13 protein-coding genes are annotated in these 12837 nt (G+C 47.8%); 6 read left to right on the top strand and 7 right to left on the bottom strand.

What is annotated here, in order from left to right:
• Positions 1–39: 39 nt before the first annotated feature.
• From H6F52_RS18845 to H6F52_RS18855, 3 genes are all read right to left on the bottom strand, one after another.
• Positions 40–375 (bottom strand): ribulose bisphosphate carboxylase small subunit, encoded by a 336-nt coding sequence (locus tag H6F52_RS18845; RefSeq protein ID WP_190411165.1) that lies wholly within the window; start codon positions 373–375, stop codon positions 40–42.
• Positions 376–471: 96 nt separating this feature from the next.
• A complete protein-coding gene (locus H6F52_RS18850; protein WP_190411164.1) occupies positions 472–870 on the bottom strand; it encodes a chaperonin family protein RbcX in 399 nt (132 codons plus the stop codon).
• Between the two features lie 92 nt (positions 871–962).
• A complete protein-coding gene (locus H6F52_RS18855) occupies positions 963–2393 on the bottom strand; it encodes a form I ribulose bisphosphate carboxylase large subunit (RefSeq protein ID WP_190411163.1) in 1431 nt (476 codons plus the stop codon).
• Positions 2394–2664: 271 nt separating this feature from the next.
• Between H6F52_RS18855 and H6F52_RS18860 the strand changes: the two genes are divergently transcribed.
• From H6F52_RS18860 to panB, 4 genes are all read left to right on the top strand, one after another.
• The gene (locus H6F52_RS18860; protein WP_190536393.1) at positions 2665–3390 is read left to right on the top strand and encodes a hypothetical protein; all 726 of its coding nucleotides are present in this window, start codon (positions 2665–2667) and stop codon (positions 3388–3390) included.
• 158 nt (positions 3391–3548) lie between these two features.
• Positions 3549–4661, top strand: coding sequence for a two-component regulator propeller domain-containing protein (locus H6F52_RS18865; protein WP_190536394.1), 1113 nt, complete (start codon positions 3549–3551; stop codon positions 4659–4661).
• A gap of 92 nt (positions 4662–4753) precedes the next feature.
• Positions 4754–5287 carry a hypothetical protein gene (locus H6F52_RS18870; protein WP_190536395.1) on the top strand — a complete coding sequence of 178 codons (534 nt, stop codon included), beginning with the start codon at positions 4754–4756 and terminating at the stop codon, positions 5285–5287.
• An 85-nt stretch (positions 5288–5372) separates the two neighbouring features.
• On the top strand, positions 5373–6161 hold the full coding sequence (panB, locus tag H6F52_RS18875; RefSeq protein ID WP_190536396.1) for a 3-methyl-2-oxobutanoate hydroxymethyltransferase: 789 nt from the start codon (positions 5373–5375) through the stop codon (positions 6159–6161).
• Between the two features lie 115 nt (positions 6162–6276).
• On the opposite strand, the gene H6F52_RS18880 is transcribed toward panB, so the two are convergent.
• The 4 genes from H6F52_RS18880 to H6F52_RS18895 form a co-directional block, all read right to left on the bottom strand.
• Positions 6277–6654, bottom strand: coding sequence for a hypothetical protein (locus H6F52_RS18880; protein ID WP_190536397.1), 378 nt, complete (start codon positions 6652–6654; stop codon positions 6277–6279).
• Between the two features lie 168 nt (positions 6655–6822).
• Positions 6823–7191, bottom strand: coding sequence for a hypothetical protein (locus tag H6F52_RS18885; protein WP_190411157.1), 369 nt, complete (start codon positions 7189–7191; stop codon positions 6823–6825).
• Between the two features lie 264 nt (positions 7192–7455).
• Entirely contained in the window at positions 7456–7716 is a 261-nt protein-coding gene (locus H6F52_RS18890; protein WP_190536428.1) for a hypothetical protein, read from the bottom strand.
• An 81-nt stretch (positions 7717–7797) separates the two neighbouring features.
• Positions 7798–9426 (bottom strand): mechanosensitive ion channel family protein, encoded by a 1629-nt coding sequence (locus tag H6F52_RS18895; protein ID WP_190536398.1) that lies wholly within the window; start codon positions 9424–9426, stop codon positions 7798–7800.
• Between the two features lie 298 nt (positions 9427–9724).
• On the opposite strand from H6F52_RS18895, the gene ahcY reads away from it, so the two are divergent.
• Positions 9725–11002, top strand: a complete 1278-nt coding sequence (gene ahcY, locus H6F52_RS18900; protein WP_190411155.1) for an adenosylhomocysteinase — start codon at positions 9725–9727, stop codon at positions 11000–11002.
• A gap of 480 nt (positions 11003–11482) precedes the next feature.
• A complete protein-coding gene (locus H6F52_RS18905) occupies positions 11483–12106 on the top strand; it encodes a DedA family protein (RefSeq protein ID WP_190411154.1) in 624 nt (207 codons plus the stop codon).
• The last annotated feature ends 731 nt before the right edge of the window (positions 12107–12837 follow it).

Below are 12837 nucleotides of genomic sequence, written 5' to 3' on the forward strand. Positions count from 1 at the left end.
GTGAGTCGGTTAGGCAGCGCCCACCTGACTAATTAAGGTTTAGTAACCTCTTTGGTTTGGTTTCCCAACGATGAAGCTGAGAACTTGGCACTGCTTGATGTTATCAAAGCCCATGACTCGGACATAGGCGTTGGGGTTCTCAGAACGGCAAGCTTTGATTTCAGTGAGAACTTCTTGGGTTGTCGTAGCATTGAACAGAGGCAGTTTCCACAATGTCCAGTAGTGCTGTTCCGGTGCAGAACTATCGCTGAATTCAACCCCTGCAATATAGCCTTGGTCGAGGATGTATTGGATTTGCTTGTTGATTTGCGCGTCGGTAAGCGCTGGCAAATAGGAAAGAGTCTCGAAACGAATCTCTTTAGGCAGAGTTCTCATAGTTGTGTGGTCTTCCTTGTAGGTATGTCTGCTAAGTGGACGCTTGATGCGGTCTAACGTCCAAAGTTGAAGAGTTCTGTCAGATGACGGTCGAGGTTATCCAGACTCGCCTGGTGATTCAGTTTGTTGTTCCGGCTGGAAGCTGGGGTCAGGTAAAGTAAGTAGCGTAATTCGCTCCAGATGTTGACGCCGATATTCGATATTAGATTTCTCAATACCAGTGCGAGTCATCTCAGGTAAAAAGTCTGCTACTTCCTCTGCAAGATGCTGGCGCACAGTCATAATCCGAAGCGCTAACTCTGGATTTTCTTTGAGTAATTCCTTGACGTAGGCTTCTCCATCTTGGATGACGCCCGTTTTAGAAAAGTTACTCAGCCAAATTGCCAAAGGAGGATTTGTTTCGCTCAACTGAGCCACGATATTTTTCACTGCCTGATAAGTCAGGTAGCTAATCAGTGTCTTAGCCGTGTCTTTGGCAATTTGCTTGAGATCCATATTTGACCCCAGACCTAAAGAGTTCTGAATTTTGAGTGTTGAGTTTGTTTAAGTTTAACTCAGCACTCAACAATCATGACTCTGTCATTAGATTACAGAGTATCCATTGCCTCGAACTCGAACTTGATTTCCTTCCAAAGTTCGCAAGCAACCGCCAACTCAGGACTCCACTTACAAGCTTCGCGGATCACGTCGCCGCCTTCGCGCATCAGGTTGCGACCTTCGTTACGAGCTTGGACACAAGCTTCCAAAGCAACACGGTTGGCGGTTGCACCAGGTGCGTTACCCCAGGGGTGCCCAAGGGTTCCACCACCGAACTGCAAGCAGGAGTCGTCACCAAAGATTTCCACCAGAGCAGGCATGTGCCAAATGTGGATACCACCAGAAGCCACGGGCATCACACCAGGCATAGAAGCCCAGTCTTGGGTGAAGAAAATACCGCGAGAGCGATCTTCTTCAATGTGGTCTTCACGCATTAGGTCAACAAAGCCCATCGTGATGCCTTTTTCGCCTTCCAGTTTACCAACGACGGTACCGGAGTGCAGGTGGTCTCCACCAGACATCCGCAGACACTTGGCGAGAACGCGGAAGTGAATACCGTGGTTCTTTTGACGGTCAATCACAGCGTGCATAGCGCGGTGAATGTGCAGCAGGATACCGTTGCGGCGGCACCACTTAGCGAGGGTGGTGTTAGCAGTGAAGCCACCCGTCAGGTAGTCGTGCATGATGATCGGTGTGCCGATTTCCTTAGCGAATTCAGCCCGTTCCATCATTTCTTCGCAGGTGGGAGCAGTCACGTTTAGGTAGTGACCTTTGATTTCACCTGTTTCAGCTTGAGCTTTTTCGATGGCTTCTTGAACGAACAGGAAGCGATCGCGCCAGCGCATGAAAGGCTGGGAGTTAATGTTTTCGTCATCTTTGGTGAAGTCCAAACCACCGCGCAGGACTTCATAGACGGCACGACCGTAGTTCTTAGCTGATAAACCGAGCTTCGGCTTAATCGTACAACCCAGCAAAGGACGACCGTACTTATTCAGTTTGTCGCGCTCAACGGTAATCCCGTGAGGAGGGCCTTGGAAGGTTTTGAGGTACGCAACAGGAATTCTTAAGTCTTCCAAGCGCAGCGCACGTAAGGCTTTGAAACCAAACACGTTACCCACCAGAGAGGTCAACAAGTTGGTAACAGAACCTTCTTCAAACAAATCCAGGGGATAAGCAATATAGCAAAAATATTGGTTGTCTTCGCCTGGTACTGGCTCGATGTTGTAGCAACGACCCTTGTAACGATCCAGGTCTGTCAGCAGGTCTGTCCATACTGTTGTCCAGGTACCTGTGGAAGATTCAGCCGCAACAGCAGCTCCAGCTTCTTCTGGAGGAACACCAGGCTGAGGCGTAACCCGGAAAGCCGCCAAGACATCAGTATCTTTGGGGGTATAGTCTGGGGTGTAATAGGTGAGTTTGTAATCTTGAACCCCGGCCTTATACCCAGTCTTTGTCTGAGTTTTTGTTTGAGAGTAAGACATGTCTTCCTTCCTGAGGGAATCCTGAATGTTGTTACGGGTTTAAGCGATCCCATAACTTTTTTCTTTATTAATTTTTAACTATACCAGCAAGGTAATAAGTTGATATTCTAATCTTCTTTTTGTAAACATAAGCTTTACTTATTGCCTATAAATCTATAGGTTTTGTTACAAATAAAGACTTGACTTTTGGAAACAATTAGTAAACGAATAAAAATCACTGAAAATAGCGATCGCGCACCGAATATTATAGGGTCGTTGTTTTTTGTTGGGAATGCTAAAAAAAGTTTCTCTCCTAGCCGCATCCTTGATGCTGGCAGCGTGTAGTGCGATCGCTGTATCCAACCATCTGCCGCTGAGTACATTAACCGATGTGACCGCCTCTCGCCGCGATCCCGCTTCCATCGGGACTCAAGCAGCCCCATCCATGACAGCACTACCAGAACCTCAGTGCCAAGGAGAAATTCCCAAATCGCTCGAAGCAAGCTTGGGTGAGTATCGCTTGGCGCAAGAATCGGACTTTGTCGCTTCCATTCGTGCCTATGAGCAAGAAAATCCCGGACAGCGAGAGACTTGTAGCATTTTCACCGCTGACTTCAACGAAGACAAGCAGAAAGATTACGCTCTATTGTTAGTCAACCCTAAAAATAATAATTTTCGATTTTTGATCGCCATTACCCAGAGCAGCGGACAGTTCGCTCCAGCCGTGGTTAAGGATTTCAGCCATCTTTCAGACTCCTCAGAAGGCACTATTTACACAGCGATTAGCTTCAAACCACCCGGAGAACTAGGACCAGCCGCCCGCGAATATTCTCCTTTGAAATCTGGAACATCCGAACAGCAAATTTTTAAAGCAAAACCAGCAATTGAACTCTGGAAAGCACTACCAACTGATTCAGCCGGTGTCCCTCAATATTTAGAAATTGGCACCCTTGCATACTGTTCAAATGCTTTCTACTTTGTCAATGGCAAACTAAAAACATTTGGCGTTTGTGATTAATTTGTTGAGTACATATACTCAAGTTATGCAATCTGCGATCGCGACTTCGTTGTAATTTTTCAATCTGTCGCTAACACAGGCTTAAATGTAGTAGGAACTTATATTTCAGCTAAATGAAGAGAGGCACGTTAGCAAAGCCTCTTCTAAGGAGATTAGCGATGGCATTCTTGAGTGAGCGTATCGGTTTGTTTATTAGTGCTACGCTGCTTTCTTTAAGCCTACCAGTATGGGGAATCATCCAATCAGATTCACAGACCCGTGGTAGTGGCGTACTAGCTCAACAATCTACGGAGGTAGACCGGGGAGATGACCTACTCACCTATCCACCCTCATCGCCGCCGCCTGGAGGTCGTCCCTTGCCCCCCGAACGCCGACGGCAAGAAGCCACCCCCCTACCCGCAGATTTTCGCGTCACTGCATTGCAACCGGGTTATACCGGCAGTCTCTGGGTTGGTTCCTGGCAGAGTTTAGCGCGGATAAATCCGAGGACAGGCAATGTTTTGGCTCGGATTGCTCTACCGAACTATACCATCGGCGCGTTAGCGCAAGACCGAGTGGGACGGGTTTGGGTGGGAACTTACGAAGGACTGTTGCGTGTAGATCCCCGTAGCAATGAAGTGACGACGCAAAATTTCACCTTACCGTCTAACCGGGTGTTGTCGCTATTGACTGACCAACGGGGTTATCTGTGGGTAGGAAGCGATCGCGGTCTTGCCATGATCAGTCCCGACCAGGGATTGTTAATGACAACGGTGCAAAAGCTTCCCGGAGTGTCAGCGAATGCCCTCACCCTCGACCGCGAAGGTCAGTTATGGGTTGGAACCTTAGAAGGATTAGTGCGAATTAATACCGCCAATGCCTTTGTGATGAAGCGGCTGAGGGATATTCCCGGCACCACAGTGCAAGCTCTCACCCTAGATCCACAGGGACGGATTTGGGCAGGAACGCCCAGCAGTTTGCTAGTCATTGACCCGAAAACCGGGGATGTGCTGCGGTCGGTGACGCCACTCAGGGGACGCAACGTTACCGCCGTGCGCTTTGCCCAAGATCGGAGCGTTTGGGTGGGGACAGATAATGGTTTATTGAGATTGAATCCGGATACGGGTGCGGTTCTGGATCGAGTTGGCGACCTCCCCTCCAGCCGGATACTCTCTTTATCAACGGATGTTGCCGATAAGTTGTGGGTGGGAACCAGTGAAGGACTCGCTTGGATTAGCTTGACGACGGGGCGCGTGACCCCGCACTTAGCCTTCGTTCGGGGAGAAGAGTAAACAATTTGTCAAGGTCTAGATTAACGGAATAAGTCAGCCGGAAGTTGAAGTCTGTTACAGGTTGTTTGAGTCATTAACAGATTGACGCTTCCATGCTGAAAAAATTTGCCAAAACCGTTGTAAGTGCAGCGATCGCTGCCACAGCTTTCTCTGCGATCGCTCAAGCTGCTAGTCCAGCAGACATCCGGATCAATACCATCCGATTAGAAAATACCCTTGATGCCAGTGCTAACGTGCGACTAGGTTACTTTGAAGTCCCCGATCGAAACACAACTGTTTCTGCTTTCGGGGGTGAGATGCGCCGCTACGATGTCCACATGGCGAGGATGATTGCCTTAAGTCATCGATTCTACTGTCAGCAACCCTACTCTGCTGGAATTGAAAAGGTAGTCGTTTGGGACTACCGAGCCAACAATGGCAGAATCGATATGGGTACGTTCAATATGCCTTGTACTCTGGTAGAACAGGTAGTGAACACCTACGGTCTTGGTGGAACAGTAACGATGGAAGTCGAACTGACTGACGGTTCTGTAGGAGTTTTTAACATACAGACCCTAGATATTGAAGACGGCTGGGAAACTGACGATTTTCTAAGATTTGTGCAAACGATGAAACCGGAGCGCTGAAATAGTTGTTAATTTTTACAAGTAGGGTGGGTTCTAGCCTATCCCTACCAATGATTAACAACCTTCTCAAAATCGCATCTAAAAAATGGCAGTCACCACCCAGCAATTAATCCAGTGGAAACAACAGGGGCGTCCCATTGTCGTGTTGACAGCTTGGGATTATGCGATCGCGCAACTTATAGACGCCGCTGGAGTGGATGTGATTCTGGTGGGGGATTCCCTAGGGATGGTGGCACTCGGTTATCAGACAACCCTGCCGGTGACGCTAGATGAAATCCTACACCATGCCTCCTCCGTGCGTCGCGGTGTCAAACAGGCGTTAGTCGTGTGCGATTTACCATTCTTGAGTTATCAAGAAAGTCCTCAGCAAGCGATTCACTCAGCTGGGAGAGTATTAAAAGAAACTGGCGCTCAGGCGGTGAAAATGGAGGGAGGATATCCGGCAATGGTGGAAACGATTGCCAGAGTCGTGCAAGCAGGCATTCCGGTGATGGGTCATGTGGGTCTGACTCCCCAATCGGTACATCAGCTAGGCTACCGACAGCAGGGGAAAACACCAGAAACGGCAGAGAAAATTTTACAAGAAGCGATCGCGTTGGAACAAGCAGGTGCTTTTGCGATGCTTTTGGAGCATATCCCATCCGATTTGGGATTGCAGATTACGCAAAAATTATCGATTCCGACGATAGGAATTGGGGCTGGGGTGCATTGCGATGGACAGGTACTCGTTACCGCCGATTTGCTGGGACTCTCCGAACGCCAGCCGCCCTTTGCCAAATCTTACGCCAATTTGCGAGAAACAATTACCCAAGCAGTGCAGAATTACGGTAGCGAAGTGCGATCGCGACAGTTTCCTGATTCCCCACAACCCTAAACAGCATTGCTAGATTCTTATTTAGACGCCAAGGTACCCAAAGGGAATCCTTATTCTGTGTACCTTGGCGTGATTAACCTCTGTGATGTTTGCGTTGAAAAATAGGCTTGTGTGGTTAGGATACTGGATCTAAAGGTTCGCAAAAATTTTCCACACCCTGCTGAGCCACATACATCAAAATGGGCGTTACTAAAGGGCTTGGGCAAAGTTTTGTGGCTGCCAAATGTCCCATCATCCGGGCGAATTTTCCATTAACCAGCTCGTCGCGAAATTCTTCTTGGCAGATAACAGCGCGGCATTTTTTACTTACAATAGGCAACCATTCAGCGTTCGCTATCTCTGGTTGCTGTCCTACTCGAATGGCTAGCACCATCGCCGCATCTTCTAAATCTCCTTCACAATCCTCGATTACATCCAAAGCTGCTAGAGCGTCTGGATAATCTGCCAATTCGGAGCGAAAATTTTCAATTTCTGCTGATGTAACGATAGTCATGAGATTGTTGTTAAAAGTAGCCAATCTGGAACTCAGATAGGCAATTACAACTATTGTGCCAAAGCATTGCCATTGTGCGAAAAAAAAGGGCGGGCAGTGCCCACCCCCACTTGTTTGTAGAAACACCGATTTATCCCATCTTCTGGTCATCGGTGAAGCTTTTATCGCTTACACACCCACCAGTTCCAAGGCTTCGGAACCAGCAAGCTGTCGGGCGATCGCAAGACGTGTTTCCAGCTTGGCAACGCTAAACTGGTTGCGGAGATACTCCAGGTGAGCCACCGCATTGGCTTTTTCAGCACTTAAGCGCATCATCGTATTCAGCGCCTGCTGATACTCCAAATTCACCATCAGTAATTCAAAGCGACGCGCCTTGCGTTGATTGTCATTTTTCAAATCTTGCTCAAATGCCACCGTTTTGTCAGCATTGCCTTCCATGCGGTTAATTACCAGATGAGCGGCGGCAAGCTGAGCATCCACTTCATTCACAGTATGAGCAGCTTGAGCGATCGCAGCGGGATATTGACTCAGTTTCATTTGCATCTTCTTCTTGAAGAATACTTGTTGTAGAAAAATCTGTACTAGTCCACCGAAAGCGGACTTCCGTAGCGTCGGTAGGCGAACGGCACTGCCTTGTCCTAGTGTCGTCCGGACATGAGAAGCTCTAAAAAATTTGTACTAGCCTTCATGAAAGGCGGCTGTGTTCTTGTATCCCCACCCTCGCCGGATTTCGACTTCAAACCGGAGGGCGGGTTTACAACAACGATTGCTGAAATGCCAAATTAGTTGGGTATTCCGCCTCTACGCGACTAATTCCTTGAGCTGCTTCGACGTCACTGGCACATCCAGATGAACGCGCTCTGGTTGCAGAATTGGTGCTTTTTCCAAAACTTGGACTTCAATATGGACAGCTACCAGGTAAGAACCGGCATCCGCTCCCACCGCTTCGGCAATCAAACTCGCCAAGTCTGGGCGTTCAGCAGTGATAGGGTTTCTGAGAGTGCAACGATCCCAGTCATGCTGAGCAGTCGGATTCAGGCTGAGAATGTAGTGCTTGGTCATGGCTTGAATACTTGACTCCATGTGGGGTTCAGGCGGTTTCTCGACTGGATTTGCCTACCCTTATATTATAGTACATCCGTACTAAATTGGCGAGTGAGATTCGTGTTCATCCATCTGAGATTTTGCAGGCAGAGAACGGTTAAACCAAATCTCCTGTTGGGGTAGCGGGATTGGAACACCCGCCTCATCAAAGGCAATTTTCAGGCGGCGGCGGAACTCCCGCGCCACATCCCATTGTTTCAAGGGCTGGGTTTTAATCCATACCCGAATCGTGACGCCCCGTTCCCCAAAATTATCGACTCCTAGCACTTGGGGTTTTTCCAGAATTTGCTCTTGCCATGTCACGTCACGGCTCATTTCTTGGGCAATGGTGTCAATCAGCTTCAGCGCCTGATCGACATCGGCATGGTAGGCGACAGGGATATTTAAGTCTGCCCGCGACCAGTTGCTGGAAAGATTAGCGACAATTTTGATTTCACTGTTGGGAATCGTAATCAATCGACCCTCAGCATCGCGTACCTGAGTAATCCGCAGATTGATGTTTTCTACCAAACCGCCTACGTCGCCTACAGCAATCACATCGCCAACCGCATACTGGTCTTCCACAATGATTAAAAACCCATTAATCGCGTCCTTAATCAGGTTTTGGGAGGCAAGAGACACCGCAACGCCAACCAAGCCAGCACCAGCAAGTAAGGGGGCAATCTCCACACCTAATGTCGTCAGGGCGACCAAGCTACCCACTCCTAACAAGACTAGGGTGGTAATACTTTTGGTGACACCGGAAATTGTCGAAACTCGCAGTTGCAAACGGCGGGAGGCTTCGGGCGTGAGTAAATAGCTGTTGGCTAAAGCGCCAGCGAAGCGGTCGATCAAGACGTAGCTCAAACGTATGACAACATAAGTCCCTAGTCCCACGATCCCCAGTCGCAAAGGGATTTGGAGAACGTTGAGCATCAAAACCTGTAGGATGCGGGTGTAGGGAAATAAACCAAGCCCGATGAGGGTTCCCCCGCCCCAAATACTGGCTTGCGCCATTTGATACAAGCGGCGCTGAACTTCTTGTAAATTCCCTTGTTGTTGTTGAGCCAGCTGGGTTGTGACCGGATGACCTGTAGGTGTAGTGGTGGTGCCGGTTAACCGTTGTCGCGATCGCTTGGAAGTACTGTGAATCGCGCAGCTACTCACAATCATTGCTACCAAAAACCCGCCCGCGATCGCACCTCGACGAGTTAAAAACTGCGGTTGTCGCTCCCGTTTCGCCCGTTTCAGTCCTTCTTGCAAGGATTCTTTGAGCTTTTCTGCCCGTGTATCTAAGTCTCCCCCTTGTAAGTCGGCATCGGGTCGTGTCACTGTCAGCAGGGGTTGGTCATTGACATAGATGACTGGCAAATTATTTTGCTTTTTGCTCTCAATTTGGAGTTCTGAGGAATCCTCCTGCAAATATTGGCGACTAATTGTTTCCAATCTCTGCTGAATATCTTGGATACGTGCGGGTAATTCCGACTGGGGTGCGGCGACTTGAAACAGACAGCGACCATCCAAGCGGATGCAACCAGACATGATTCGGCTTTGTGCATCGCTACTGGGTAGGCTAAGTGCGGGCAGTTCCAAATTCTGCGGAAGTGGAATTTGAGCTTGGATTGGAGATGCTACCCAACCAGTCAACAGAATTGTTCCAGCGATCGCCCAAGAAGATTGAGAAGGCATTTCAAACCTCCGAAATGCATTGAACACAGGTATTTGGGTAAACTTAAGTACATTTGCTTACTTAAATAATCCCCACCCAGCCTAACAACCCCTTTGTCAGGTAACTTCACACCAAAGCGAGAAGTTAAGCAGCAACTTGGCAGAGTAAGGGTTCTAGCTCGATTTTGAATTTCTCCCAGCCTCAAACCTTTGTGTGGCTGGTGGGGTGGGGCTAAAAAATCAGGCTACCTTTTTAGCGGTCTAGTCGAGTAACCTAGTAAAAACCCGCAACTTAAATATTTGTTGAGCAAGCAATTTCATGACTGCAACTGTTACTCAGCCCAAGCACGAAGTCAAAGACCTCTCCCTCGCGCCTCTCGGTAAACAACGCATCGAATGGGCGGGTAGAGAGATGCCCGTGTTGAGACAAATACGCGATCGCTTTGCCCAAGAAAAACCCCTCGCCGGGATTCGGTTAGTCGCCTGCTGCCACGTCACAACTGAAACCGCGCACTTGGCGATCGCTCTCAAAGCCGCTGGTGCTGATGCCCTCCTCATTGCCAGCAACCCCCTCTCCACTCAAGATGACGTGGCTGCTAGCCTGGTTGCCGATCATGGCATCCCCGTATTTGCCATCAAAGGCGAAGACGCTGATACCTACAGTCGCCATGTGCGAATCGCCTTGGATCACAAACCCAACATCATCATCGACGATGGTAGTGATGTGGTCGCTACTCTGATTCAGGAACGTCAACACCAAATTGCAGATTTGATTGGCACCACCGAAGAAACCACAACGGGCATTGTCCGTCTTCGTGCCATGTTCAAAGATGGCGTTCTCACTTTCCCCGCCATCAATGTTAACGACGCTGACACCAAGCACTTCTTCGATAACCGCTACGGTACCGGGCAATCTACTCTGGATGGGATTATTCGCGCCACCAACGTTCTGCTCGCTGGTAAAACGATTGTTGTCGCCGGTTATGGCTGGTGCGGCAAAGGCACGGCACTCCGGGCGCGGGGAATGGGTGCCAATGTGATTGTCACCGAAATTGACCCCACTAAAGCAATTGAAGCGGTGATGGATGGCTTCCGAGTGCTGCCAATGGCAGAAGCCGCCCCCGTAGGCGATTTGTTTATTACTGTCACTGGCAACAAGCACGTCATTCGCGCCGAGCATTTCGATGTGATGAAAGACGGGGCAATGGTTTGCAACTCCGGTCACTTTGATATTGAAATTGACCTCAAGTCGTTGGGTGCCAAAGCGACTGAAGTCAAGGAAGCGCGGAACTTCACCCAAGAATACCGCCTCCAGAATGGTAAATCGGTTATTGTGCTGGGCGAAGGGCGTTTAATTAACTTGGCGGCTGCGGAAGGACATCCCAGCGCAGTGATGGATATGAGCTTTGCAAACCAAGCTTTAGCTTGCGAACACCTCGTCAAGAACAAAGGCAACCTGGAACCTGGATTGCACTCCATTCCAGTCGAGGTTGACAAAGAAATTGCACGGCTGAAGTTGCAAGCAATGGGTGTTCAAATTGATAGCTTGACACCCGACCAAATTGAGTACATCAATTCTTGGACTTCTGGAACCTAAATCGGTAAGGGTGGGCATTGCCCACCCTTCGTCATCATGTAGTAACAACTCAGGATTGCCACTTATCCGGATTGTTTGTTTGTATTACCGAAAATTTTGCAAGAACAGCCTCAGTTGTAGAAACTGACCCAGAAAACGTTAGGGTTACTCAACAGCTTTTCAACCTCACGAGATTTTTAATGCAGTCAAGCTGCGCTTGCTAAAAACTGAACCCTGTCTTTAGTAAAAAAGGGCAATTGAAAGAATGATTGCCACTTCAAATTGCCAATAAAACTTTCACTGCAAAAATTGGATATTGCAAATTTACGATGAAGATTTAGATAAATCAATTTTCAGATTCTCGAAAACCTGATAAAGTTAAGCAAACTTAGCTTGTTCACTAAACTTAACAGTTTAATTGTGACGTTAAGACAATGCGATTGCCAGAAGTATTGAAATTTTCAATTAAAATAACTGTCCCCTAATACCCAACACTAACTTATGCAGGAATGGATCACGAACACCATGAATTCCCTCGGTCACTTGGGAATTGGTCTACTGATGTTTTTGGAAAATCTTTTTCCCCCCATCCCTTCCGAACTGATTATGCCCTTGGCAGGGTATGTCTCAACGCAACCAAATAGCAAGATCCACTTTTTTGGAGCGATTGCAGCGGGAGTAATCGGCACGATGCTGGGTGCATTGCCGTGGTACTACGTGGGTAAACTCGTAGGCGAAGAAAACTTAAAGCGATTAGCGAATAAGTATGGCAGGTGGATCGGGTTATCCAGCAAGGATATTGACAAGGCAGATAATTGGTTTGATAAGCACGGCGGTAAAGCAGTGTTTTTCTGCCGTTTGGTTCCTGGAGTTCGCACTTTAATTTCGCTTCCAGCAGGCATCAGCGGGATGCCTTTATTGCCTTTTTTAATCTACTCAACCCTTGGCACTACATTATGGGTGGGTTTGCTGACTTATGCCGGATACGCACTAGGCGAAAACTATGAGCTTGTAGATGAGCATCTTGGGCCTGTTTCTAAAATTGTGTTTGTGATTCTTATTGTCGCTTTTGTTGTCTGGTTAGTTAGGAAAAGGCAAAAAAACAAAGGCAACAAGCAAGCGTGAAGAGGAAAAGCTTGGTTATATACAAAGAATCATTGATTCCCAGAATGGCTAAGTCATTTTATAGGTGTAGCCATCCTCAATGATTTGTGAATCTCTGTAGAGACGCGATATATCGCGTCTCTACAAGCAAATATCCGTTTATAACTTAAATAGCATTTTTATAAAAAAATATTCAAGAACTAGGGTACTTTCCGAAAAAATTTAATTGGTTTGGGCCAAATTTACTTAATAGCTACCCTTAACCCTACTTGGTCAAGGGATTTTGTTGCACGCGGAATTTTTTTTATAAAAATGTTAAAAACTCCCTAATACCAATTCACTTTTTCGATGCTACATATCTGAATTTCCTAAAGCAATCAACAAAGGGGTGCCAGACCGAACTCTTGCAGAAATAGAGTGAAAGGGTATAAGCAAGAAAGGAGTTATATTGGAGCGTTTTTCACAAAATTTTCGCACTTTTCGCAGTTTTGCTCCAAAATTACCGTATTAGCGCTGTGCAATCGCGAACGTTTTTAGCTTATAACTAGAGCTGGCGTTTTTAAAACTTTATATTAAAACTTTAGAAACAGGGAAGCGATCGCAATTGAGTGGAGCGATCGCTGACAACAATTATTGAAAAAACTTCAATCAGTCTCAAGCTGTGTTAGAACCGGAGAGATCGGTAAACAGAGCGCATACGCTACGCGACCCCTGCGGAGTTTTCCCTTGAGCGAAGCCTAGCGCGTTGCGGT

The organism is Coleofasciculus sp. FACHB-542 (assembly GCF_014695825.1).
GTDB lineage: Bacteria > Cyanobacteriota > Cyanobacteriia > Cyanobacteriales > FACHB-T130 > FACHB-T130.